27 protein-coding genes are annotated in these 22221 nt (G+C 72.5%); 14 read left to right on the top strand and 13 right to left on the bottom strand.

Annotated elements, in window-relative coordinates:
• The first annotated feature begins 7 nt into the window (after positions 1-7).
• The 3 genes from ACIPV1_RS07030 to ACIPV1_RS07020 are packed head-to-tail and all read left to right on the top strand — an operon-like array spanning position 8 to position 3326.
• Positions 8-1240, top strand: coding sequence for an alanine--glyoxylate aminotransferase family protein (locus ACIPV1_RS07030; protein ID WP_123938549.1), 1233 nt, complete (start codon positions 8-10; stop codon positions 1238-1240).
• Complete coding sequence (locus ACIPV1_RS07025; RefSeq protein ID WP_123938550.1) at positions 1237-2496, top strand: allantoate amidohydrolase; 1260 nt, start codon at positions 1237-1239, stop codon at positions 2494-2496. The genes ACIPV1_RS07030 and ACIPV1_RS07025 overlap by 4 nt, the downstream gene beginning before the upstream one ends.
• Positions 2493-3326 (top strand): MurR/RpiR family transcriptional regulator, encoded by an 834-nt coding sequence (locus tag ACIPV1_RS07020; RefSeq protein ID WP_123292009.1) that lies wholly within the window; start codon positions 2493-2495, stop codon positions 3324-3326. The genes ACIPV1_RS07025 and ACIPV1_RS07020 overlap by 4 nt, the downstream gene beginning before the upstream one ends.
• Here ACIPV1_RS07020 and ACIPV1_RS07015 read toward each other — a convergent pair.
• Together ACIPV1_RS07015 and ACIPV1_RS07010 are read right to left on the bottom strand one after the other, a co-directional pair.
• Positions 3293-3808 (bottom strand): SRPBCC family protein, encoded by a 516-nt coding sequence (locus ACIPV1_RS07015; RefSeq protein WP_123938552.1) that lies wholly within the window; start codon positions 3806-3808, stop codon positions 3293-3295. The two genes, ACIPV1_RS07020 and ACIPV1_RS07015, sit on opposite strands and share 34 nt — an antisense overlap.
• On the bottom strand, positions 3805-4380 hold the full coding sequence (locus tag ACIPV1_RS07010; protein ID WP_402726016.1) for a GNAT family N-acetyltransferase: 576 nt from the start codon (positions 4378-4380) through the stop codon (positions 3805-3807). Before ACIPV1_RS07010 ends, ACIPV1_RS07015 begins: the two co-directional genes overlap by 4 nt.
• A gap of 43 nt (positions 4381-4423) precedes the next feature.
• Here ACIPV1_RS07010 and ACIPV1_RS07005 point away from each other — a divergent pair, with 43 nt between their 5' ends.
• The gene (locus ACIPV1_RS07005) at positions 4424-5461 is read left to right on the top strand and encodes a dipeptidase (RefSeq protein WP_402726015.1); all 1038 of its coding nucleotides are present in this window, start codon (positions 4424-4426) and stop codon (positions 5459-5461) included.
• A gap of 53 nt (positions 5462-5514) precedes the next feature.
• Here the strand turns inward: ACIPV1_RS07005 and ACIPV1_RS07000 are convergent, their stop codons facing one another.
• A complete protein-coding gene (locus ACIPV1_RS07000) occupies positions 5515-6186 on the bottom strand; it encodes a DUF899 family protein (protein ID WP_402726014.1) in 672 nt (223 codons plus the stop codon).
• A 166-nt stretch (positions 6187-6352) separates the two neighbouring features.
• Between ACIPV1_RS07000 and cysK the strand changes: the two genes are divergently transcribed.
• Positions 6353-7291 (top strand): cysteine synthase A, encoded by a 939-nt coding sequence (cysK, locus tag ACIPV1_RS06995; RefSeq protein ID WP_123292013.1) that lies wholly within the window; start codon positions 6353-6355, stop codon positions 7289-7291.
• A complete protein-coding gene (gene epsC / locus ACIPV1_RS06990) occupies positions 7288-7872 on the top strand; it encodes a serine O-acetyltransferase EpsC (RefSeq protein ID WP_402726013.1) in 585 nt (194 codons plus the stop codon). Before cysK ends, epsC begins: the two co-directional genes overlap by 4 nt.
• Positions 7873-7936: 64 nt before the next feature.
• On the opposite strand, the gene ACIPV1_RS06985 is transcribed toward epsC, so the two are convergent.
• A complete protein-coding gene (locus ACIPV1_RS06985) occupies positions 7937-8236 on the bottom strand; it encodes an excalibur calcium-binding domain-containing protein (protein WP_235035941.1) in 300 nt (99 codons plus the stop codon).
• Positions 8237-8391: 155 nt separating this feature from the next.
• On the opposite strand from ACIPV1_RS06985, the gene ACIPV1_RS06980 reads away from it, so the two are divergent.
• Positions 8392-8766: an MmcQ/YjbR family DNA-binding protein gene (locus ACIPV1_RS06980; protein ID WP_159573198.1), complete on the top strand. Its 375-nt coding sequence runs from the start codon at positions 8392-8394 to the stop codon at positions 8764-8766.
• Here ACIPV1_RS06980 and ACIPV1_RS06975 read toward each other — a convergent pair whose 3' ends face one another.
• Positions 8767-9414, bottom strand: a complete 648-nt coding sequence (locus ACIPV1_RS06975) for an MOSC domain-containing protein (RefSeq protein ID WP_402726012.1) — start codon at positions 9412-9414, stop codon at positions 8767-8769.
• Positions 9415-9520: 106 nt separating this feature from the next.
• Between ACIPV1_RS06975 and ACIPV1_RS06970 the strand changes: the two genes are divergently transcribed.
• Genes ACIPV1_RS06970 through ACIPV1_RS06960 form a run of 3 tightly spaced genes read left to right on the top strand, consistent with a single transcriptional unit; the run spans position 9521 to position 11021 of the window.
• Positions 9521-10075 carry an RNA polymerase sigma factor gene (locus ACIPV1_RS06970; RefSeq protein WP_111084365.1) on the top strand — a complete coding sequence of 185 codons (555 nt, stop codon included), beginning with the start codon at positions 9521-9523 and terminating at the stop codon, positions 10073-10075.
• A complete protein-coding gene (locus ACIPV1_RS06965) occupies positions 10072-10716 on the top strand; it encodes a hypothetical protein (protein WP_402726011.1) in 645 nt (214 codons plus the stop codon). Before ACIPV1_RS06970 ends, ACIPV1_RS06965 begins: the two co-directional genes overlap by 4 nt.
• Positions 10713-11021 (top strand): hypothetical protein, encoded by a 309-nt coding sequence (locus ACIPV1_RS06960; protein ID WP_402726010.1) that lies wholly within the window; start codon positions 10713-10715, stop codon positions 11019-11021. The genes ACIPV1_RS06965 and ACIPV1_RS06960 overlap by 4 nt, the downstream gene beginning before the upstream one ends.
• 166 nt (positions 11022-11187) lie before the next feature.
• On the opposite strand, the gene ACIPV1_RS06955 is transcribed toward ACIPV1_RS06960, so the two are convergent.
• The 7 genes from ACIPV1_RS06955 to ACIPV1_RS06925 all read right to left on the bottom strand — a co-directional run bounded on the left by ACIPV1_RS06955 (position 11188) and on the right by ACIPV1_RS06925 (position 17552).
• Positions 11188-12354 carry a low temperature requirement protein A gene (locus ACIPV1_RS06955; RefSeq protein WP_402726009.1) on the bottom strand — a complete coding sequence of 389 codons (1167 nt, stop codon included), beginning with the start codon at positions 12352-12354 and terminating at the stop codon, positions 11188-11190.
• Between the two features lie 92 nt (positions 12355-12446).
• A complete protein-coding gene (locus ACIPV1_RS06950) occupies positions 12447-13214 on the bottom strand; it encodes a hypothetical protein (RefSeq protein ID WP_131879398.1) in 768 nt (255 codons plus the stop codon).
• Between the two features lie 413 nt (positions 13215-13627).
• Complete coding sequence (locus ACIPV1_RS06945) at positions 13628-14083, bottom strand: MarR family winged helix-turn-helix transcriptional regulator (RefSeq protein ID WP_111084361.1); 456 nt, start codon at positions 14081-14083, stop codon at positions 13628-13630.
• 186 nt (positions 14084-14269) lie between these two features.
• Positions 14270-14920, bottom strand: coding sequence for a GntR family transcriptional regulator (locus ACIPV1_RS06940; RefSeq protein ID WP_123938562.1), 651 nt, complete (start codon positions 14918-14920; stop codon positions 14270-14272).
• Positions 14921-15061: 141 nt separating this feature from the next.
• Positions 15062-15853, bottom strand: a complete 792-nt coding sequence (locus tag ACIPV1_RS06935; RefSeq protein WP_248703650.1) for a YqjF family protein — start codon at positions 15851-15853, stop codon at positions 15062-15064.
• Entirely contained in the window at positions 15850-16248 is a 399-nt protein-coding gene (locus tag ACIPV1_RS06930) for a hypothetical protein (RefSeq protein ID WP_123338786.1), read from the bottom strand. The genes ACIPV1_RS06935 and ACIPV1_RS06930 overlap by 4 nt, the downstream gene beginning before the upstream one ends.
• 29 nt (positions 16249-16277) lie before the next feature.
• On the bottom strand, positions 16278-17552 hold the full coding sequence (locus tag ACIPV1_RS06925; RefSeq protein ID WP_402726247.1) for a bifunctional phosphopantothenoylcysteine decarboxylase/phosphopantothenate synthase: 1275 nt from the start codon (positions 17550-17552) through the stop codon (positions 16278-16280).
• 64 nt (positions 17553-17616) lie between these two features.
• Here ACIPV1_RS06925 and ACIPV1_RS06920 point away from each other — a divergent pair, with 64 nt between their 5' ends.
• Positions 17617-18408, top strand: coding sequence for an NRDE family protein (locus tag ACIPV1_RS06920; RefSeq protein ID WP_165901115.1), 792 nt, complete (start codon positions 17617-17619; stop codon positions 18406-18408).
• 50 nt (positions 18409-18458) lie between these two features.
• Here the strand turns inward: ACIPV1_RS06920 and ACIPV1_RS06915 are convergent, their stop codons facing one another.
• Positions 18459-19367 (bottom strand): SDR family oxidoreductase, encoded by a 909-nt coding sequence (locus ACIPV1_RS06915; RefSeq protein ID WP_173169279.1) that lies wholly within the window; start codon positions 19365-19367, stop codon positions 18459-18461.
• Between the two features lie 88 nt (positions 19368-19455).
• Between ACIPV1_RS06915 and ACIPV1_RS06910 the strand changes: the two genes are divergently transcribed.
• The 3 genes from ACIPV1_RS06910 to ACIPV1_RS06900 all read left to right on the top strand — a co-directional run bounded on the left by ACIPV1_RS06910 (position 19456) and on the right by ACIPV1_RS06900 (position 22196).
• The gene (locus ACIPV1_RS06910) at positions 19456-20565 is read left to right on the top strand and encodes an LLM class flavin-dependent oxidoreductase (protein ID WP_402726008.1); all 1110 of its coding nucleotides are present in this window, start codon (positions 19456-19458) and stop codon (positions 20563-20565) included.
• A gap of 149 nt (positions 20566-20714) precedes the next feature.
• Positions 20715-21344, top strand: coding sequence for a hypothetical protein (locus tag ACIPV1_RS06905; protein ID WP_123292027.1), 630 nt, complete (start codon positions 20715-20717; stop codon positions 21342-21344).
• A 360-nt stretch (positions 21345-21704) separates the two neighbouring features.
• Complete coding sequence (locus tag ACIPV1_RS06900; protein ID WP_123292028.1) at positions 21705-22196, top strand: pyridoxamine 5'-phosphate oxidase family protein; 492 nt, start codon at positions 21705-21707, stop codon at positions 22194-22196.
• The last annotated feature ends 25 nt before the right edge of the window (positions 22197-22221 follow it).

The raw sequence follows: 22221 nt of genomic DNA, 5'->3' as shown, positions 1-22221 counted from the left end.
ACCAACCATGCACCCCGTGAACCCGCCAGCCCGCCTCCTCATGGGCCCCGGCCCGATCACCGCCGACCCGCGTGTGCTCCGCGCCCTGTCGACCCCGCTCGTCGGGCAGTACGACCCGTGGATGACCTCCGCCATGAACGACACCCAGGAGCTCTACCGCGGTGTGTTCGGCACCACGAACGAGGCCACCGTGCTCGTCGACGGCACCTCGCGCGCCGGGATCGAAGCGGTGCTCGTGTCGCTCCTCGCGCCGGGTGACCGCGTGCTCGTGCCGGTGTTCGGCCGGTTCGGGCACCTGCTCGCCGAGATCGCGGGCCGTGCCGGGGCCGAGGTCCACACCATCGAGACCGCGTGGGGCCAGGTCTTCACGCCGTCCGCGATCGAGGACGCCATCGTCCGTGTCCGGCCGAAGGTGCTGGCGATCGTGCAGGGCGACACCTCCACCACGATGAACCAGCCGCTCGACGAACTGGGCGCGATCTGCGAGCGGCACGGCGTGCTGTTCTACACCGACGCCACGGCGACCGTCGGCGGCAACCCGCTCGAGGTCGACGCCTGGGGCATCGACGCCGTCAGCGCCGGCCTGCAGAAGTGCCTCGGCGGGCCGTCCGGCAGTGCGCCGGTCACCGTCTCGCCGCGTGCGACCGCCGTGCTCGACGAGCGCCGCAGCGTCGAGGCCGGCATCCGCGAACCCGGTGACGACGTCGCCGACGAGCCGATTCGCTCGAACTACCTCGACCTCGCGATGATCCTGGACTACTGGGGTCCGCGGCGGCTGAACCACCACACCGAGGCCGCGTCGATGCTCTACGCCGCCAACGAGTGCGCCCGCATCCTGCTCGACGAAGGGCGCGAGCAGGCGATCGCTCGGCACGAACTCGCGGGCCGCGCGATGCTGCAGGGCGTCCAGGCGCTCGGGCTCGGGGTGTTCGGTGACGTCGCACACAAGATGCACAACGTCGTCGCGGTGGAGATCCCGTCCGACGTCGTCGGCGACCAGGTCCGTGGTTCGATGCTCGACGACCACGGCATCGAGATCGGCACCTCGTTCGGACCGCTGCACGGCAAGGTCTGGCGCATCGGCACCATGGGCTACAACGCCCGCAAGGACACCGTCGTGACGACCCTCGCCGCCCTCGAGCACGCGCTCCGCCGGGCGGGGCACGCCGTCCCGCACGGCGGTGGGGTCGACGCGGCCCTCGACGTCTTCTCCGGTGCGCCGGTCGGGGTGCTGGCGTGAGCGCGGCCCCGGTCGTGACCGCCACTGCCCTGGGCACCGCCGACGCCGAGCTCGTGGCGCGCTGGTGCGACGAGCTGGCCCTGGTCACCGAGGAGACCGGCCGGATCACCCGCGTGTACCTGTCGCCCGAGCACGCACTTGTCAACGGGATCGTCGCCGGGTGGATGCAGGACGCCGGACTCACCACCTGGCAGGACGCCGCCGGCAACCTGCACGGACGGATCGACGGCGCGACGCCGGACGCCCCCGTGCTGCTGCTCGGCTCGCACCTCGACACCGTGGTGGACGCCGGCCGCTACGACGGGATCGTCGGGGTCCTGATGGCCATCCGCACCGCTGCGCGACTGACGGCCGAGGGACCGCTGCCCGTCGCGCTCGAGGTCATCGCGTTCTCCGACGAAGAGGGGACCCGCTTCGGCAAGGCGCTCCTCGGGTCGTCCGCCGTCGCCGGGGTGTGGGACGAGTCCTGGTGGGACCTGGCGGACGGCGACGGCGTGACCCTGCGCGAGGCCTTCACCCGGTTCGGGCTCGACCCGGCCCGGGTGGGTGACGCGGCGGCCGACCCGACGACGCTCGCCGGGTACCTCGAGGCGCACATCGAACAGGGTCCGTACCTCGAGCAGGCCGGTCAGGCGCTCGGCGTCGTCACGAGCATCGCGAGCGCCCGACGCTTCTCGGTCGAGGCCGTCGGCGAGGCCCGGCACGCGGGCGGAACGCCGTACGAGCGCCGCCACGACGCGCTGCTCGCCGCGGCCGAGGCCGCCTTGGCCGTCGAGCGGATCTGCCGGGCGTCGCACCACGTCGGCACCGTCGGCACGATGACCGTCGAACCGGGCGCCGTGAACGTGGTCCCCGGGCTCGCACGGTTCTCGGTGGACCTGCGCGGCGAGTTCGACGACGGCCGCGACGCGGTGTGGGACGAGCTCACGAAGGCGTTCTCGCTGATCGGGGAACGACGCGGGGTCAGCGTCACGCCGACCGAGGTGCACCGCGCGCCGGCGGTGTTCTGCGCGCCGCGGCTGATGGACGCCGTCCGCGCCGGCATCGAGTCGACGGGCGAGGCCGCGCCGATGGAGCTGTTCTCGCGAGCTGGACACGACGCCATGTCGCTCGGGCTCGTTACCGACGTCGCGATGCTGTTCCTGCGCAACCCGGACGGCATCAGCCACCACCCGGACGAGTTTGTCTCGACGCCCGACATCGCGCTCGGGCTCGACGCGCTCGCCGTCGCGGTGGAGCGGGTGGCCCGGGCATGAGCACCGCCGGACCGGACGTCCGCGCCCGCATCGACTCCGTCTGGGAGCAGCTCTCGCCCGCCGAACGACGCGTCGCCGCGATGGTCAGGCACGACCCGGAACTCCTGCTCGTCGGCACCTCGGCCGAGCTCGCCGCCGAGTCGGGCACGTCGAAGGCCACGGTGTCCCGGCTCGTCCGGTCGCTCGGGTTCCAGGACGCGGCCGAGGTCCGGCAGAACCTGATGTCCGCACGCGGCTCCGGCCTGCCGTGGGTTGCGGAAGACGCCGCCCACGTCGACCAGCGCGCCGTCGAGGCCCGCAACCTCGACGCGGCCTTCGCCTCGCTGGCCCGTGCCGATCGTCCGCGACTCGCTCGCCGCATCGTCCGCGCTCATCGCGTGCTCGTGTTCGGGGAGCGCGGCGCCTACCCGGTGGCGCTGCAGCTCCGCGCGCAGCTCGCCCAGGTCCGCTCCGACGTCCGGGTCGGTCCGGCACCGGGGCAGCGGCTCGGCGAAGAGGTCGCCGACCTCGACCGCCGTGACCTCGTCGTCCTGGTGACCGTGCGTCGGCACACGGCCGGGGTCGACCGGATCGTGCGGCACTGCGTGTCGACCGGCGCCGACGTCGTCGTGCTGGGCGACCCGACCGCAGCCGTCATCGCGGCACCGGCGAACACCGCGATCCTGTGCCCGGTCGACTCACCGGCGGCGTTCGACTCGATGGCTGCCCTGTTCGCGGTCGTCGCGGCCATCGCGAACGACGTGTACGAAGCCTCGGGACCGGCCGGCCGCGCGCGGGTCGACGCGGTGGCGAGTGCCTACGACGCGCTGGGGGAGCTCGCAGCGCCCTGACCGTCGGGGCTGTCGGGGCCGTCGCGGCCGTCGGCGTGCAGCTCGGTGGCGAGCGACGCGTTGCGCTCACGGATGAGCCGCGGCAGGTAGCGCTCGAGGGCGACGACCTCGGCCAGACGACCGAGCGGGCCGAACGGTGCGCGGAACGTGATGGTGTCGACCATGCGCGTGCCGCCGGCCGACGGCTCGAACCGGTGCTCGTGGTGGAAGCGGGCGAACGGCCCACGCACCTGTTCGTCGACGAACCGGTGCGGAGCCTCCAGAGCAGTGATCCGACTCGTCATCCGCCAGACGACCCCGAAGTGCCGCGCGCGCCAGGTGACGGACTCGCCCAGGCCGATCGTGCCGGACGTCGTGCCGGCGACGGCGCGTTCGTCGGTCGCAGCCATCGACCGCTCGTGCGCGCCGATGTCGAGCGACAGCGCGAACGCGCGCTCCGGCGGTGCCGCGAGCTCGGTCACCACGCGGAACGTCACCGTCACGAGGCTGGCCAGACCGTCGGCGTCGAGCGGTCGTCATCGCGCAGAGCAGCCGCGATGAGCTGGTCGTGGCGTCGTCCGCGGTGGAACACGCCGGACCGGAGCCGTCCCTCGTAGCGGAGCCCGAGCCGCTGCGCGATCGCCGCGGACGGGGCGTTCGCCGCGATCGCCCGCCACTGCACGCGGACGAGCGCGAGTCCGTCGGGCGACGGCGCGAACGCCCACGCCAGGACGGCGGCTGCGGCCTCGGTCACGAAGCCGTGGCCGCGACCGTCCGGGTGCACGGCGTAGCCGACCTCGGCCGCGCCGTCGACGAACCCGAACAGTCCGATCGTCCCGAGGAGTCGGAGGTCGTCGGCCCGCCGGATGCCGAACTCGTAGCGGGAGTCCGTGGACCAGCCAGCGCGCACGACGTCGGTGATCCAGTGGTACGCCTCGGCGTGGCCGTACGGCACCGGTACCGGCGTGTAGGCGACGACGTCGGGGTCGTTCGCGTACCTGATGACGTCCTCCGCATCGGACGGTTCCGGCACGGAGAGCACCAGGCGATCGGTCCGGAGGGTGACGGGTTCCACGCACCGAGCCTAGCCACGGGGACGTGCGCGGTAGCGTCGGGGCATGACGTTCGACGCGATCCCGTTCCCGGTCATCGACGGCCACAACGACCTGCCGTGGGAGCGCCGCGAGGCCCACGACTCCGGGGTCGAGGGCATCGACACCGAGGTCGACTCGCTGCACACCGACCTGCCGAAGCTCCGCGCCGGTGGGGTCGTCGGCCAGTTCTGGTCGGTCTTCGTGCCCGTCGACGAACCGGACCCCGTGCGGACGACGCTGCAGCAGATCGACCTGGCGCACCGGATCATCGAGCGGTACCCGGAGTCGCTCGCACTCGCCCGGACGGCGGCCGAGGTGCGGGCGGCGGTCGAGTCCGGTCGGATCGCGTCGCTGCTCGGCGCCGAGGGCGGGCACTCCATCGGCGACGACCTGGCGGTGCTCCGCGTCTTCGCCCGACTCGGCGTCCGCTACATGACGCTCACGCACAACGACGACACCCCCTGGGCCGACTCGGCGACGGGCTCGCGTCCGCACGGCGGGCTGACCGATCGCGGCCGCCAGGTGGTGGCCGAGATGGAGCGGATCGGCATGCTCGTCGACCTGTCGCACACCGCACCGGCGACCATGCGGGACACCCTCGACGTCGCCACGCAGCCCGTCGTCTTCAGTCACTCGTCCACCGTCGCCGTCGACGACCACCCGCGGAACGTGCCGGACGACGTGCTCGCCCGGTTGTCGGACAACGGCGGCATCGTGATGATCACGTTCGTCCCGAAGTTCGTCTCACGCGACTGGGCGGACTGGGAGGACGCCGGCTCGGTGGGGGAGCCGCCGCTCGTGACGGTGTCGGACGTCGCCGACCACGTCGAGCACGCCCGCGACCTCGCCGGCGCAGCACACATCGGCCTCGGCGGGGACTACGACGGCACCCCGGTGCTGCCGCCGGACCTGCGAGACGTGTCGCGGTACCCGGTGCTCGCGGCCGAGCTGCAGCGGCGCGGGTGGGGAGCGGATGACCTGCGGGCGGTCGCCGGGGGCAACGTGCTGCGGGTGCTCGAAGCGACTGACGAGCGGTTCGCGCGGACGGCGTTCGTGCGCTGAGACATCGTCAATAGGTCCACAAGCTGCGGACCAATCGAGATGGAGCGCCGGAGTCAGCCGTAGGTGGGGTACTGCGGCCAGCCGTCGGGGCTGTCCTCCCAGTCCTGCTGGCGGCCGTACGCGGTGCGGTCCATGATGTGCGCGACGGGCAGGATCGCCTCGGTCCCACGCGACCCGGTGGCGTACGTCAGGTAGGGCACGCCGTCGCGCAGCAGGTAGTACGAGTAGCCCGGCACCGGACCGTCGTAGTCGTCGTGGTGCAGGGTCCAGCCCCAGTCGTCGTGGTAGCTCGTGGCGCCCGACGACACCCACCGGTGCGGCCAGCCGCGCAGCTCCCGCCAGCGCTCGAGCTTCTCGATCGGAGCCTGCGAGACCATGGCGAACGCGATGCCCTCGTCGTCGAGCCGGCCCGTGTTCGCCGGCAGGTTGTCCACGGCCCAGGTGCAGCTCGGGCAGCCGTCGTCCCAGTCGGGCGCGAACATCACGTTCTGCACGAGCAGCAGGTAGCGGCCGTCGAACAGCTCGGAGAGCCGGACCGGGCCGTCGGAGCCCTGGAACTCGTAGTCCTCCACCTGGACCATCGGGAGTCGGCGGCGGGCGGCGGACACCCGGTCGCCGTGCCGGGTGAGTTCCTTCTCGTCGCGGACCTGGGTGGCGAGTGCCTCGTCGAACGCGGCACGGTCGACCACGGGCGGTGCGACCTCGGGTTGCTGCAGCTTGGACATGGCGACCTCCTCGTCGTTGCCCGGCACCGTACGCCCAGGTGGGCCACACGGCAACGGGAGCCCGATGCCGTGGACAGGACCACCTGGGGTCCGGTCGCTAGGATCGGGCGCACACCGCGCCTCCAGGAAGAGCGATGCGCGACCTGACCCGATGAGGACGGACCGGATGAGCGGCACGATCTACGACAACATCTCCCAGGCGTTCGGCAACACCCCGCTCGTCAAGCTGAACCGGCTGCCGAAGGCGGGCGGCGCCGAGGTGCTGGCCAAGCTCGAGTTCTACAACCCCGGCGCCAGCGTGAAGGACCGCCTCGGCGTCGCGATCATCGACGCGGCCGAGCAGTCCGGCGACCTGCAGCCGGGCGGCACCATCGTCGAGGGGTCGTCGGGCAACACCGGCATCGCCCTCGCGCTCGTCGGTGCGGCCCGCGGCTACAAGGTGATCATCACGATGCCGGAGACGATGAGCGTCGAGCGTCGTGCGGTGATGCGCGCCTACGGTGCCGAGATCGTGCTCACCCCCGGTCCCGAGGGCATGAAGGGCGCGGTCGAACGCGCCGCCGCGATCGTCGACGAGACGCCCGGCGCGATCCTCGCCCACCAGTTCGAGACCGCCGCGAACGCCGCGATCCACCGGAAGACCACCGCTGAGGAGATCCTGCGCGACACCGAGGAGCACGTCGACGTGTTCGTCGCCGGCGTCGGGACCGGTGGCACGATCACGGGTGTCGGCCAGGTGCTCAAGGAGCGCGTGCCCGGCGTGCAGATCGTCGCGGTCGAGCCGAAGGACTCCCCGCTGCTGACCGAGGGCAAGGCCGGACCGCACAAGATCGCGGGCATCGGTGCGAACTTCATCCCCGAGGTCCTCGACCAGTCCGTCATCGACGAGGTGTTCGACGTCGAGCTCGACGACGCCCTGCGTGTGGCGCGGGCGCTCGCGACCGACGAGGGCATCCTCGCCGGCATCTCGTCCGGCGCGATCATCCACGCCGCGCTCGAGATCGCAGCGCGACCCGAGAACGCCGGCAAGCGCGTCGTCGCGATCGTCTGCGACACCGGGGAGCGCTACCTGTCGACGGTGCTCTTCGAGGGACTCACTGCGTGAGTCGTCCCGTCCGACGAGGCGTGCTGCGGACGGTCCGGGAGGACCTGGCCGCAGCACGCCGCGGCGACCCCGCTGCCCGTGGTGACCTCGAGAACGCGATCGTCTACTCCGGGCTGCACGCCATCTGGACCTACCGCGTGACGCACCGGCTCTGGCTCGCCAGGGGCCTGCCCGGGTCCCGGTTCGTCGCACGGGTCATCGGCCAGGCAGCACGGTCGGTGACGGGCATCGAGATCCACCCTGGCGCCCGCATCGGCCGACGGTTCTTCATCGACCACGGCATGGGCGTCGTGATCGGGGAGACCGCGGTGATCGGGGACGACGTCGTGCTGTTCCACGGGGTGACCCTGGGCGGCCGCGGTGGCGACCACGGCCCAGGAGCCCGCCGGCATCCGGTCGTCGGCGACCGCGTGGTGCTCGGCTCGGGATCGTCCCTGATCGGGGCGATCAGCATCGGACAGGACTCCGTCGTGGGTGCGAACACCGTGGTGACGAAGGACGTCCCCGCGGGGTCGGTCGTCACCGGGGTCGCCGGGACCGCCCGCCCGCGGTCCGGGCACGAGGGCGTCCCGACGCTCTGAACGCCCCGCCGGATCGACGGGGCGTTCGAGGGCCAGCGGTTCGGTGCGTCGGCGCGTCAGCGCCTCAGCTCTTCTCGCAGGCGATGCCGTCCTTGTCGCGGTCGAGCTTCGCGTTCGCCTTGTACAGGGCGTCGTCCTTCTTCACCGTGCCCTTGAGCGCACGGGTCGTGGTCTTGCCGCCGGAGACCACCTTGTTCTTCGTGACGGACTTCTTCGCGATGCCGCCCGAGTACACCTTGTGCACCGCGGTGCAGTTGGCGTAGGTCTTCGGGGCGGCCTGCGCGGTGGAGGCCCCTCCGACGACGACGGTGGTGGCGAGGACTGCGGTGGCGGCGGCGATGCCGAGGGTACGGATGATGCGCACGGGTTCCCCCTGGAACGAGTGGGTGATCGCCGGAGCGACCGCCGCGTCGGGTACGCGGCGACCTGATCCTACGATGTGAACGACGCTCATGACATGCCCCCGAACAGGTCCGGTCCGCGAGCCGCGGTGTCGGGCGTCTGGGGCATGCTGGGTGCATGGACGGCGCGCAGTTGCACGAGATCGCGAGTCGCACCGCGATGGCCCTGCCCGCGGTGTTCGAGACCGAGCCCTTCGGCGAGGGCGCCGTGGTCTACAAGGTCGTCGACAAGATGTTCGTGATGACGAGCGAGCTCCGCGGTGTGCCGATCGTCAACCTGAAGTGCGCGCCACCGCACGGGGCAGCACTCGTCCGCGACCACGCCGAGATCACACCGGGGTGGCACATGAACAAGCGGCACTGGATCACGCTCGCTCCCGGTGACGGCATCGACGAGACCCTGGTCGAGGACCTCGTCGCGAACGCCTACGACCTGGTCGTCGCCGGGTTGCCCCGAGCGAAGCGGCCCCTCGACCCGACGCGCGGCGACTGATCAGGAGCCGGCGGCTGCCGAGGACCGGGCGAGCACCTTCGAGACGTCGCGGACGACCTTCGGCGCGAGACGCTCCCCGGACTCGAGCACGGCACGGGCACGCTCGGGGGTCAGCCCCGCGAAGACCTCGCCGATCGTCACGCCGTGCTCCGGCCGGTACGTCACGACGACCGGGTCACCTGCTGCCACCGGGCCGGACTTCACGACCCGCAGGTACGCGCCCGGACGGCCTTCCTCGGTGAACCGCCGGACCCACTTGTCGACGCCCATCCGGCGCGCGAACGTGCCGCACGGGATCCGCGGGATCGTCACCTCGAGCTCCAGCGTCTCGCCGATGCGCCACCGCTCGCCCGTCACGGCCCCGGTGACGTCGACACCCGTGGTCCGCAGGTTCTCGCCGAACAGGCCCGGCGGGATCTCGCGCTCCAGCGACGCGGCGAAGTACGCGGCGTCCTCGTCGGCGTAGGCGTACACGGCCTGGTCCTCGCCGCCGTGGTGCTTCCGGTCGGCCTGGACGTCGGCGTACAGCCCGAGCGGTCGGACCCGGACCTTGCCGTCGACCGGACGCTTGTCGATGGCGGTGACGCCGATCGTGCCGGAGTCGGGCAGCAGGCGGTCGACGCGGCAGACGGCGGTGACGAGCGACATGTCTCCACTCTGGCGCAAGTGTGACGAGAAGTGTGACGATCCGCCGTCCTCGCGCGTCCCATCAGCGGCCGACCTCGTTCCCAGCCCCGACCAGTAGAAGGAAAGCGTGCACCACCAGTCCCTCGCCGAGCTCGACGACGCGGTCCTCGCCGGCCGGTCGTCCGATGGCGACGTTCGGGCCTTCGAGGTCCTGATCCGCCGCTACACGCCGCTCCTGCGCGCCTACGCCCGTCGGACCCTGGGATCGACCGACGAACTCGACGACGTCGTGCAGGAGACCTTCATCACCGCGTGGGACCGCCTTGACCGGCTCGAGGACCACGCCAAGGTGAAGTCCTGGCTGATGCGGATCCTCAGCCGGAAGTGCCTGGACCGCATCCGGGCCCGCCGGTTCCACGACGACGTCACCGAACTCGAGGTCGCCGCACCCGCCGACGACGCTCCCGACCGGGTCGCCGAGGCCCGCTCGCGCGAGGAAGCGGCGGAGACGGCGCTCGCTGAACTGCCCGAAGCCCAACGACGCTGCTGGATCATGAAGGAGGTGCTCGAGTACAGCTACGACGACATCGCCGCAGAACTCGACCTGCCTCCCTCGACGGTCCGCGGACTCCTGTCCCGAGCGAGGAAGAACATGATCCGACTCATGGAGGGATGGCGATGAGCGACCTCGACGCACTCGAACTCGACGACCTCGACGGCCACTCCATCGACGAGCTCGCCGACTACCTGGACGCCGGCATGCAGCCGCCGGACCCCACCATCGACGGCTCACCCGCGTGCCAGAACGCCCTCGCGGCGATCCTGCGCGTGCGGCACGCGTCGCTCGGCTCCCTCGAGGCCGCCGCCCGCGACGAAGCCCCGGCCGACGAGTCGTGGATCGGCGGCGTGCTCGCCAACATCTCGTTGGAGTCCCGCTCCGGACGGGACGTCCCGCTCCGCGCGCAGTCCGAGTCGGAGCGCCCGGTGATGACCGAGGGAGCCATCCGATCGCTCATCCGCCGGACCGGCGACGGTGTTCCCGGCGTCCTCGTCGCCCGGTGCCGGCTCGAGGGCGACGTCACCGAACTCGCCGCACCGATCCGCGTGGTCGTCGAGGTCGCGATCATGTCCGGCCCGTCGATCGTCGCGACGGCGGACCTGGTCCGCACCGGGGTCGCCCAGGCGCTGGCCGAGCAGACCGACCTGGTCGTCGAGTCGATCGACGTGGTGGTCCGCGACCTGCTCGAACCGCAGCCCGACGCCGACGACCCGCACACCGACACCGACACCGACACCGAGATCGACACCGAGGGGACCCGATGAGCACCACCGACGACACCCTCGCCGTGGTCGAACAGGCCGTGGTCGACGTCCCCGGCGTCACCGACCTCTACCGCGCCCGCCCGACCGTGGCCAGCACGGTCAGCGCCGTCCGCGGCATGGCGTCCAGCGCGACCCCCGCCCGCGTCGTGGTCGACGACGGCGTCCTGCGCGTCGTCATCGGCACCGACGGACACCGGCCCGCGCCCGAGGTCGCCCGCGCCGTGCACGACGTCGCCCTGACGACGGCGTCGGCGCACGGCCTGGCGCTCACGCGGGTCGACGTGCGGGTCGCGCGGGTGGGGTGAACCCGGCTCGTCAACGCGACACAGTCCCGTCACCGTGCACGGACCGTCCCGCTGAAGCGACAGAATCCCGTGAACCGTTCGCGGGATTCTGTCGCTTCGGCGACGGCGGACGGGAGGCCCGTGGCGGCGCCGCCACGGGCCTCCCGTCCGACCCCTGATCGCGTCCTCAGCGCACGCGGTGCGTCCCCGGCCGCCGCTCGGCGACCTCGAGCACCACGACGATCGCGGCGACGAGCAGCGCGGTCGCGACGAGGGAGACGTCGGGCACCGCGATCGTCGCGAGGATCGCGACGGCGAGCACGACGACGATCGCGTTCCACCCGGCGGACAGCGACGGCCGGAGTGCGAGCGCCCAGATCGCGAGCACGAACAGCGCGACCGGGACGGCCACGGTCGCAGCCACCGTGGCGTGCGACAGGTCGGCCTCGCCGGCGTCCGCGCTGACCGCGACCTCGATCCCGGCCGGCAGTGCACCCGCGGCGGCGAAGACGAAGTAGTGGCCGTAGCCGAACACGAGCGCGCTCGGCAGGTTCCGGATGTGGTCGTGCTGCTCGCGCGAGAAGTAGATCCACCACAGTCCGGCGACGATGACGAGCCCGGCGGCGGCCAGCACGAGCAGCGACGCGAGGTGGTCGGCCTGGGCGATGCCGTCGATGACCGCGTTCGCCGAGGCGACGAGTCCTTCGCCCAGCACGATGAGGGTGAACAGCGCGTACCGCTCGGCGATGTGGTGCGTGTGCCACGGCGTCGTCTCGCCCGTGCCCTCGGCGATCGGCGGGACGAGGACCTCGAGCAGGATGAGGACGGGGAACGCCCACGCCGTCGATCCCTGCGGCAGCGCGAGCATGCCGACCCAGAGCACCTGGACGACGACGATGCCCACGGCGTACCGGAGTGCGGTGCGGCGGTACCGCGAGGACGCCACGGCGACGCGGAGCCACTGCGCCACCATCGCCAGGCGCATCACGACATAGCCGATCACCGGGACCGTGAAGTCCCCCTCGGTCATGGCGGCGTGCACCCCGGCGGCGAGCACGAGCACGCCGGCCATCTGCACGAACGTCGTGACGCGGTACAGCCAGTCGTCGGTGTCGAACGAGGTCGCGAACCAGCTGAAGTTCAGCCACGCCCACCAGATGGCGAAGAACACCATGGCGTACGCCACCACCGCGGAGCTGACGTGCCCCTCGGTCTCGATCTCGTGCAGGTTGGTGGCGGCGAAGCCCACCGCGACGACGAACACCAGGTCGAACAGCAGTTCCAAGGGGCTCGCGGCACGGTGTCCCTCGGCGGGGTCGCGGGGCGCCATCCGGCGCAGTCCGATCGTCGTCACCCGGCATGCCTACAGGACGAACGGCCCCGGGCGGTACCCGGGGCCGTTCGACGTGCAGGTGCGTGGGCCAGCAGGCGGCCGGCCCGCGCCGCTCAGTAGAAGTTGCTCGCTTGCGAGTGCGCCCACGCCGAGCACGGGGTGCCGTACGCGGCGCTGATGTACTGCAGGCCCCACTTGATCTGGGTCGTGGCATTGGTCTGCCAGTCGGAGCCGATGGTCGCCATCTTCGAACCGGGCAGCGCCTGCGGGATGCCGGTCGCCCCGCCGTTGGCGTTGACGGCCTGGTAGTTCCAGCCGGACTCCTTGGTCCACAGGTTGTCGAGGCACTGGAACTGGTCGGAGCCCCAGCCGTACTCGGACGACGCGAGCGAGGTCGCCGTCGCCTTGGCGCCTGCGACGGTGTTGCCCGCCGCCAGCTTCTGTGCGGCCTCCGCTGCTGCTGCGGCGGCCCGCTTCTCGGCGGCGGCCTTCGCGACGGCTGCTGCCTTCGCGTCGACGTCGCGCTTGTCCTGCGTGGCGCTGGCCTGCGCGACGTGCGCGGTCGACTCGACGGTCGACGAGATGCGCGTCGTGAGCGCGGCGCCGGACAGCTCCGGGTAGTCACTGAGCGCGTCGATGTGCTGCTCGAGCGAGGCCGTGTCGGTCTTGGCGTTCGCCGTCGTCATCACGGTCTTCGCGGTCGAGATGGTCGCCGCTGCCTGGGCACGGTCGAGGGCGGTGCCGCGCAGGGCGGGCTGGGCCGTCGCGGTCGCGCTCGCGGTGCCGGTCGGCATGCCGAGCGCTTCGCCGATGGCGGGCTGGGTGCCGATCGTGAGGGCACCGCCGGCGACGGCGAGGACCGCGGCGCCGCCGACGATCAACGTCGCACGGTGTCGGAGCGCACGGTGGCGGAGGGCGCGGCGCACACGCCGGCTGGGGGAGTTCAGGGCCTCACGTCGGGTCGAGGCGGTGGTGGTGGGGAGGTCGGGGGTGTGTCCTGGCATCGGTTCCGGTGGTCGGGCGGTTCGTGGTGCGGGACTCCGGGCTGCGCGGCACGTCGGGGACGGTGAGCGATGCTGCGCGCGTCGAGGTGCGCGCAGCAGGGGGAGTCCGGCGAACCGGGGAGGACCGGACGGTGGTGTGGGGCCCGTCCGTCCGCCGCGACCGGCCCTGGGGAGGCCGCCGTCGGGCGAAGCCGACACGATGACTCGTCAGACTGGATGACGCGTCCAGGATCGCTGGCAGAACCGTCCGTCCACCCGTTGGTAACGGTTCGGTAACGGCCGGTTCGGACCTAGAACGTGTGAGGTTCCTGGGTGCGGTCGCCCTGGGCGACGCGTTCGAGGGCGTCGAGCGCTCCGGCGATCGCGGTGACGTCGGACTCACCGAGCTCGGCGATGAGCTCGGCGACGATCCCGGTGCGGTCCGAGCGTGCTCGTTCGACCGCCGCGATGCCCTCGTCGGTGGCCGAGACCATGAAGGCGCGGCCGTCCCTCGGGTCCGCCTCGCGCTCGATGAAGCCGCGCTGTTCGAGCTCGGTCAGGATGCGGGTCATCGTGGGCTTCGTGACCACCTCGATCCGCGACAGGTCGCCCGGGCGCAGGGGTCCTTCGCGCTGGATGGTGGCGAGTGCGGACACGATCCCGTACCCGAGCGAGGCCGAGTCCGTCCGTGCTCGCCGGTTGATCCGTCCGACCGCCGCGGCCAGACGTGCGGCGACCTCGGTACGGTCCGTCGATCGAGGACTCATGTGCTGCTCCGGGTGGGCGATCGGGTGGTCGCCAGCGATGCTATCGGCTCGCCGGATCCGCAGTCTGGGAGCGTCGTGCGCGTCGGTCGCGGGCCGGGACGGGGTGTCCGGGAGGCCCGTGGAACGCGGACCGCCCGCCTCGCGTGCGCGAGACGGGCGGGTTCCTGTACGGCGGTACAGCCGGACTCAGTGCTTCTCGCCCGGCAGCTGGTGGATCGCCTCGGTCGCGAGCTCCGCGGCGACGTTGTCGCCGGACTCGGTCGCGGTGCGCAGCCGACGGAAGTCCGCGGTCATGCGGTCCCAGTCGACGAGCTCGTCGAGGTTCGGCAGGCGCAGGCGGAAGGCCAGACCGTCCATGGTGTCGCGGCACACGCGCTGCAGGTTCTCGTTGCCGCACTCGGCGACGTAGAGCGCGAACACGTCGAGCGAGTCGTGGTTGACCGCGGCGACGTCGTGCGACTCGAGCTCGGCGATCGTCTTGTCGAGCTGCGCGAGGATCTTCTTCCGTGCACCCGCGCCGAGGCGCGGGACCGCGAGGCGGACGACACCACCGAACAGCACCCCGAGGGTCTGCATCGCCTCGATGACCTCGGCGGGGTTCGGCGTCGTGACGCGCGTGTACCGGTTCGGCGCCATCTCGATGAGGCCGGCGCGGGAGAGCTGGCTCAGTGCCTCGCGGATCGGGGTGCGGGAGACGCCGAGCCAGGCGATGAGCTCGTCGTCGTTGAGCCGCTCGCCGGGGACGAGCGTGCCGTCCATGATCGCGTCGTGGATCTTGTGCCGGACGGTGTCGCGGAGCAGCTGGTGCTCGGTCGGGGCGCTGCGGGGGACCGGCATGCGTTCTCCTTCGATCGGGGCGCGGTCAGTGCACGCGCACCGATCAACGTACCTGATATGAGACCGGCGTTCCGCTCGGCTCAGCGCGTGTCACGGGGCGGTCGAGGTCGTCCTGGGCGGCATCGTCCGTGGCGTGGTCGCTCACCGCACGACCCCACCCCAGGCGTACCGCACCGTGGTGCCGTCGACGACGAGCAGCGAGTCGGGTGCCCGGTCGAACAGCCCCGGCATGCCGACGGCGTCGGGCAGGTCCCCCTCGAGCCGGTCGAGGTGCGCGGCCCGAACGGTCAGCGGCGGGTGCTGTCGCTGCCAGAACAGCGTCTGGGCCAGGTACCGGGCGTGGATGCCGGCGCGGGTGGTGAGTTCGGCGGCCAGGGGCGTGTCGACGACGTCACCGGCGGTGACCCGGATCGAGGCCGCGTGCCGGGGTCTGGCCGTGCCCGAGGGACGTTCCTGCCGCAGCGACCGCGCCCAGCGCACCGGGTGCAGTGCACGTGCGGGGTGCCGGACCGACCGGTGCGCGACGACCTCGCCGCGGCGGCGCGACCGGGCGTGCGCGAAGGTGTACGGGACGCCGAGCAGCGCGTGTGCGGCCACGATCGCCGGCACGTTCGCGGTGTCCACGGTGCGGTACGCGACCCCACGTCGGCCCTGGTCGTCCACGGTCAGGACCTCGATGGTGACCTCGGTCATGCGGCCGAGGCGGCCGGCGGAGGGGAACGGCGGCACCCGCGTCTCGTGGAAGACGTAGGCCGTCAGTCCCACCCAGGCGCTGCCGTCGACCACGTCGGGACGCGTTCCCCGCGGGACGAGTCGCGCCAGCGAGCCCGGGTCGTGTCGCCAGTGCGCGAAGACGATGTCGTCCCACGCGTGCTGGGTCACCGGCCGGTGCAGCAGTGGTGCGGCCGCACGGGTCCAGGACGGCTGGGTCACCGCTTCGGTGCGTGCCGACCGACGCGCACGGCCCACAGGACGAGCGGGGCCTGCAGCGGGAGCCGCAGCACGGAGACGAGGCGCATCGCCCGGGTCGACCGCGGGCTGTCGAGCAGGTCGTTCGCCATCTTCACGTTCGCGGGGAAGACCGCGGCGAACAGGGCAGCTGCAGCCCACCCCGAGGCCCGGCGAGTGGCCGGGAACGCGAGCCCGGCGGCGATGCCGAGTTCGGCGACGCCGGACGCGACGGTCGTCAGGCGCGGTGGCAGTGTGTCCGGCACGATCCGGTCGTAGTGGCGCGGCTGCAGGAAGTGGGTGACGCCGGCCCCGCCGAGCAGCACCGCGAGCAGTGTGGCAGTCCGGGTGGCTCGTTTGATCCGCTCACGTCGTCGCATGCCCCCATCGTGCTCGCCCGTCCTCGGAATCAGGTCAGTGCGGTCGCGACGAGGTCGAGGACCGCCGCCGCCACCTCGGCCTTCGTACCCGAGGTCTCGCGGACCACCTCGCCGCCCGGCACCAGGACCTCGATCGCGTTCTCCTCGCGCTCGAACCCGGCCGACCAGCCGACGTGGTTCACGACGAGCAGGTCGGCGGGCTTGCGGGCGATCTTCGCGCGGCCGAGTGCGATGCGGGCGTCGCGGTCGGGTTCGGTCTCGGCGGCGAACCCGACGATGACCTGCCCGGTGCGCCGCGCCGCCACCAGGTCGGCGAGCACGTCGGGGTTCCGCACCAGCTCGAGCGTCATCCGCTCGCCCTGGGCGTCCTTCTTGAGCTTCTCGGCGAGGACCTCGGCCGGCCGGTAGTCGGCGACGGCAGCGGTCATCACGACGACGTCGGCATCGACCGCCGCGGCGTGCACGGCCTCGGCGAGCTCGAGCGCTGACCCCACCGGCACGACGGTCGCGTCGATGCCCGCGGTCAGGCCGGCCTCGACGTTCGCGGCGACGACGGTGACGACGGCGCCGCGCGCCGCTGCGTCGGCGGCGATGGCCAGGCCCTGCCGGCCGCTCGACCGGTTGCCGACGAAGCGCACCGGGTCGAACGGCTCACGGGTGCCCCCCGCGCTGACGACCACGCGGACACCGGACAGGTCGCCCTGCTCGCCACGGGCCCCGGCGCCGGACTGCGTCCCCCCGTCGGTGCCGGCGCGACGCCCCGCGCCTGCACCGGCCGGGTCGTCCAGCACGGCGAGTGCTGCGGCGACGATGTCCTCGGGTTCCGCCATCCGGCCGATTCCGGCGTCGTCGCCCGTCAGCGCGCCGACCACCGGTCCGACCAGGTGCACACCCCGCTCGAGCAGGACGGCGACGTTGGCCCGGGTCGCGGGGTGTTCCCACATCTGCGGGTGCATCGCCGGTGCGACGACGACCGGGGCGTCGGTGGCGAGCAGCGTCGTGCCGAGCAGGTCGCTCGCCAGGCCGTTCGCCATCCGTGCCAGGGAGTCCGCGGTCGCCGGGGCCACCACGACCAGGTCCGCGCGACGGCCGAGGGCGACGTGGCGGACCTCGGAGACGTCGTCCCAGACGCTCGTGGTGACGGGGTTGCGGCTGAGTGCCTCGAGCGTCGGCAGCCCGACGAAGCGCAGCGCCCCCTCGGTCGGGACGACGTGCACCTCGTGCCCGCGCTTGACGAGGTCGCGGACCACGCCGACGGCCTTGTAGGCGGCGATGCCCCCGGTGATCCCCACGATGACGGTCAGGGTGCGCTCTGCTGCTGCGTTCACGCCGCTCACGCTACCGGGGGCACGTGCGAGGATCGACGGCATGTGCACCGTCGTCGTCCGCGTCGACCCCGGGTCCGCGTGGCCCGTCACCGTCCTCGCCCTGCGGGACGAGTCACCCGAGCGTCCGTGGGACCCGCCTGCTGCGTGGTGGCCCGATCGCGACCCCGGGGTCCGCGGTGTGCGCGACCGTGCTGCCGGCGGTGCGTGGCTCGCCGCCTCGGACCGCGCCGGACTGGCGGTCGTGCTCAACCGCGGCGAACCGGTGCCGAGTGTCGACGGCACGTGGACGACCCGCGGCGTGGTGCCGGTCGACGCCGTCGCCGACGACCTGCTGCCGGGACACGACGGCACGCTGCCGACCACCCGCGCGTTCAACCTGGTGCGGGCGACCGCCGACGGCGCCGCGGTCCTGACCTGGGACGGCACACGGGTCCGAACGACCGAGCTCGGCCCGGGCGTGCACATGGTGACGCACGGCGAACCGGACGACCCGGCGGCGCCGCGCATCGGGCGGTGGCTCGAGGCCTTCCGCGCCGCGGAGGCCCCGGTCGGGCCACCGGTGCTCGGACCCTTCGACGAACTCCGGACGGTGGACGCGGGCGACGACGCCGGAGACGGGTGGAGCGGCTGGTTCGGCGTCCTGGCCGAGTCTGCTGTGCTGCCGAGCGACCACCCGGACGCGATCCTCCGTGACGCGCACGAGGCCGAGGGGCACATGACGACGCTGTCGATCGTCGCCGCGGCGATCGGTCCGGACCGCACGGTCCTGCAGCACGCCCGCCTGACCGAACCCGGACGGTTGGACGGGTCGGTGGAGCTGCACCGCGCCTGACGCAGGCGGCGCACCGGACGCGCCACGGGCCTCCCGGCCGCGCCCCGCGCTCAGAGGGGCGGGCGCGTCCCGGTGAGGTCCTCGGCGACGGCCCAGAGCGAGCGGGCGAGGTCGGCGCTCCGTGCCGACCCGGGGATCGAGACGGCGGTCGTCGGTCCGGTCAGGCCGAAGGGACCGGCCGGGCCGTAGTAGGCGCCACCGACCGCGTTCGGGCCGACCGCGGCGTAGAGCAGCGGCTCGGTGCCCTGCTCGACCGCCTGCGTGAAGGGGAGCGCGCGGTTGCTGGACCGCACCGGCTTCGTGCGTCCGAGTGAGCGCCCGGCCGACTGGAGGTTCGTGCGGGTGTAGCCGGGGTGCGCCGCGGTGCTGACGAGGGGGACGTCCGCCTCGACGGTCAGTCGGTGCAGGTGCAGCGCGAGGAGCAGGTCGGCGAGCTTGGACTGGCCGTAGGCGCGCCAGCCGTTGTACCCGCGTTCCCACTGCAGGTCGCCGAAGCGGATCCGGCCGGGGATCGCGGCGAGGCTCGACATTGTCGCGACCCGCGGTGCCTCGGCACGCAGCAGCGAGGGCAGCAGCAGGTTCGTCAGCGCGAACGGACCGAGGAAGTTCGTGCCGAACTGCAGCTCGAACCCGTCGACCGTCTCGAAGCGCTGCGGCGGCGCCATGACGCCAGCGTTGTTCACCAGGACGTCGATCGGGCGGTCCTCGCCGACGATGCCGTCGGCGAAGCGGCGCACGCTCGCCAGGTCCGCGAGGTCGAGTTCGCGCACCTCGACGTCGGCGTTCGGGTGGGCTGCACGGATCTCGGCCGCGGCGGCATCGCCCTTCGCGGTCGTGCGCACGGCGAGCACGACGCTCGCGCCGGCGGCCGCGAGACGGGTCGCGGCTTCCTTCCCGGTGCCACTGTTGGAGCCGGTGACGACGATCCTGCGTCCGGTCTGGTCAGGGAGCTTCGGCATGCGGGCGACCGTACACGCGGGCGCTGGCCATCACGGCTCGGCCGTGCTATTTTGATGCAAACGCATGGAAGTGCGACCAGGAGGAACCATGAGCAACGCATTCGGCACCGACCGCCCCTCGGACGTCCCGCCGCCCGCACCCGAGCGGATCGGAGGCGTGGAGCTCGGCATCGACACCTTCGGCGACGTCACCGAGCTCGCCGACGGCAGCCTCAAGTCCGACGCGCAGAGCATCCGCGACGTCGTGGCCCAGGCCGTCCTCGCCGACCAGGTCGGCATCGACTTCATCGGCGTCGGCGAGCACCACCGCGCCGACTTCGTGGTGAGCGCACCCGAGGTCGTCCTCGCCGCGATCGCCGCCTCGACCTCCCGCATCCGGATGGGCTCCGCCGTCACGGTGCTGTCGTCCGACGACCCCGTGCGCGTCTACGAGCGCTTCGCCACCGTCGACGCGATCTCGGACGGCCGTGCCGAGGTCATCCTCGGGCGCGGTTCCTTCACCGAGTCGTTCCCGCTGTTCGGCCACGAGCTCTCCGACTACGAGGTCCTGTTCGAGGAGAAGCTGCAGCTCTGGGCGGCCCTGCGCGGAGGCGACGCCGTCACCTGGTCCGGCACGAAGCGCGCGAGCCTGGTCGACCAGGACGTCTTCCCGAAGCTCGAGCACGGCGCCATCCCCACCTGGATCGGCGTCGGCGGTTCCCCGCAGTCGGTGATCCGTGCGGCGTCGTACGGCCTGCCGCTGTTCCTCGCCATCATCGGCGGGCAGCCGGCGCAGTTCGCCCCGTTCTCGCGGCTGTACCGTCAGGCGCTCGCCCAGCTCGACCTGCCGCAGCAGCCCATCGCGATGCACTCGCCGGGCTTCGTCGCGGCGACCGACGAGGAAGCCGCCGAGCGGTACTGGCCGTACCACAAGGCCGTCACCGACCAGCTCGGCCGGGAGCGCGGCTGGCCGCCCCTCGACGTCGCCGGCTACCACGCGGGCCTGTCCGCCGGTGGCTCGCTGTACGTCGGGTCGCCGGAGACCGTGGCGCGGAAGATCGCCCGGAACATGCGAATCCTCGGCGCCTCGCGGTTCGACATGCGGTACGCGACCGGTCGCCTGCCGCACGAGGACATGCTGCGGTCCATCGAGCTGTACGGCACCCAGGTCGCGCCCCATGTGCGCGAGCTGCTCGCCGAGCCCGTCCCCGTCCCGTAGGCGATCACCCCGGCGGGCCTACGCCGCGAAAGCGACAGATCGCCGCGGAACGTTCGCGGCGATCTGTCGATTTCGCGCACCCGTCGGCCGGGAGGCGCGGGTCGGCTCCGTCGGTCCGGCTCACGGGCACGCCGGGTACGGTCCACGGCATGCCGTCACGCCCCAGCACCCCACCCGTCGAGCGCCGGTTCCGCGGCCGGATCATGGGCGTCGGCACCACCTCGGGCGTCCGGATCGTCGTCGGGATGTGGGACCGCTCGCCGTTCGGGGCGTTCACCGACGTGTTCCTCGAGCTACCCGACGGCACCAGCGTGCTGCTCGCGCCGGACGAGATCGTCGCCGCCTACGTCTCCGGCACCTACCGGTTCGACACCGTGTCCGTGGTCGACGTCCGGGCCCGACGGACGGCCCGTGGCCTGGAGCTCGACGCCGGCGCCCTGCAGGTGTCGGTCGACGTCGGCACGATCTCACCGCTCGGCCGGGTGCTGCGCGTGGTGCCGAAGCCGATCGCCCGCGACCCGCGGTGGCTCGCCGCGATCGACCCGATCGCCCGGCTCGTCGCTCCGGGGTCCGGCACCGCCGGCTCGGCGGGGAACGGCCGCCGCGAGTACTACGGCGTGACCGGGGCGCACGACGTCACCGGCGTGCGCGGGACCTGGGCGGGGGAGCCCCTCGGCACCCTGGCACCGCTCGACCCGCCCGTGGCGTTCGGCTTCGCATCGATGCCGCGGGTGCCGCAGGTCGTCGACGTCGAGACCACCATCCGCGAACCCGCCTGACGCGTTCCGTGCGGGCGCATCTTCCGTCGATCCACCACCGGATCGACTCGTGGAGTGTCGCTCGTTGCGCACGCATCCGGTGCGTGTGCATGTTCCGACGATGCACGCGGTGATCGTCTGGTGGAGTGTCGCTGTGTGCGGACGCATGGAGCGCGCCGGACCGGGTGCGGGCACTGCGGACCGGCCACCTGCGTGGCCGGAAGTGTCCGGGGGAGTCGGCACGGGCCTCCCGGTCGGGGTGGTGCTGCCACGTGCCGGACGCGCCCAGCGTCGAGGGGCACACTGGCGGGAACGGTACGGCCCCGCCGGACCCGCGGTCGAACGTCGGGACGGGTGGGGCGCACGACGCAAAGGAGCATCATGACCGACACGCAGACCGACCAGCGCGCCGCCATCTCGGACATCGTCCACGGCGCCCACACGGCCCTGTTGACGACGGTGAGCGAGGACGGCCAGCTGCACGCCCGGCCCCTCGCCGTGCAGGACAAGGCGTTCAACGGGACCCTCCGCTTCCTGGTGCAGGACGGCAGCGAGAAGGTCGACGACATCGCCAGGAACCCGCACGTCAACGTCTCCATCGAGTCGCAGGGCGGCTACCTGTCCATCGCCGGCACCGCCACGGTGACGCAGGACAGTGCCGTGATCGACGAGCTGTGGTCACCGTTCGCCGAGGCCTGGTTCCCGGACGGCCGCGACGACCCCTCGATCCGACTCCTCACCGTGTCGGGCGACTCGGTCGAGTACTGGACGCAGGACACCGGCCCGGTCGGCAGCCTCGTGCAGACGCTCAAGGCCGCACTCGGCAAGCAGAGCCAGCCGGACACCGGGGACCACGGGACCGTCGAGCTGTAGGGGCGGGGCGGGGCGGGGCGGGCGG

This window comes from Curtobacterium sp. NPDC089991 (assembly GCF_044748425.1).
GTDB lineage: Bacteria > Actinomycetota > Actinomycetes > Actinomycetales > Microbacteriaceae > Curtobacterium.
This window is presented reverse-complemented; position numbering and strand designations above follow the sequence as displayed.

Bases quoted from the DNA above. Each gene is read 5' to 3' on its own strand.
- ACIPV1_RS06960 (WP_402726010.1), top strand. From the start codon at position 10,713: ATGAGCACCACCGACGACACCCTCGCCGTGGTCGAACAGGCCGTGGTC.
- ACIPV1_RS06910 (WP_402726008.1), top strand. From the start codon at position 19,456: ATGAGCAACGCATTCGGCACCGACCGCCCCTCGGACGTCCCGCCGCCC.
- ACIPV1_RS06920 (WP_165901115.1), top strand. From the start codon at position 17,617: ATGTGCACCGTCGTCGTCCGCGTCGACCCCGGGTCCGCGTGGCCCGTC.
- ACIPV1_RS06965 (WP_402726011.1), top strand. From the start codon at position 10,072: ATGAGCGACCTCGACGCACTCGAACTCGACGACCTCGACGGCCACTCC.
- ACIPV1_RS07030 (WP_123938549.1), top strand. From the start codon at position 8: ATGCACCCCGTGAACCCGCCAGCCCGCCTCCTCATGGGCCCCGGCCCG.
- ACIPV1_RS06945 (WP_111084361.1), bottom strand. From the start codon at position 14,083: ATGAGTCCTCGATCGACGGACCGTACCGAGGTCGCCGCACGTCTGGCC.
- cysK (WP_123292013.1), top strand. From the start codon at position 6,353: ATGAGCGGCACGATCTACGACAACATCTCCCAGGCGTTCGGCAACACC.
- ACIPV1_RS06980 (WP_159573198.1), top strand. From the start codon at position 8,392: ATGGACGGCGCGCAGTTGCACGAGATCGCGAGTCGCACCGCGATGGCC.
- ACIPV1_RS06900 (WP_123292028.1), top strand. From the start codon at position 21,705: ATGACCGACACGCAGACCGACCAGCGCGCCGCCATCTCGGACATCGTC.
- ACIPV1_RS06975 (WP_402726012.1), bottom strand. From the start codon at position 9,414: ATGTCGCTCGTCACCGCCGTCTGCCGCGTCGACCGCCTGCTGCCCGAC.
- ACIPV1_RS07005 (WP_402726015.1), top strand. From the start codon at position 4,424: ATGACGTTCGACGCGATCCCGTTCCCGGTCATCGACGGCCACAACGAC.
- ACIPV1_RS06915 (WP_173169279.1), bottom strand. From the start codon at position 19,367: ATGCCGAAGCTCCCTGACCAGACCGGACGCAGGATCGTCGTCACCGGC.
- ACIPV1_RS07000 (WP_402726014.1), bottom strand. From the start codon at position 6,186: ATGTCCAAGCTGCAGCAACCCGAGGTCGCACCGCCCGTGGTCGACCGT.
- ACIPV1_RS06905 (WP_123292027.1), top strand. From the start codon at position 20,715: ATGCCGTCACGCCCCAGCACCCCACCCGTCGAGCGCCGGTTCCGCGGC.
- ACIPV1_RS06930 (WP_123338786.1), bottom strand. From the start codon at position 16,248: ATGCGACGACGTGAGCGGATCAAACGAGCCACCCGGACTGCCACACTG.
- ACIPV1_RS07020 (WP_123292009.1), top strand. From the start codon at position 2,493: ATGAGCACCGCCGGACCGGACGTCCGCGCCCGCATCGACTCCGTCTGG.
- ACIPV1_RS06940 (WP_123938562.1), bottom strand. From the start codon at position 14,920: ATGCCGGTCCCCCGCAGCGCCCCGACCGAGCACCAGCTGCTCCGCGAC.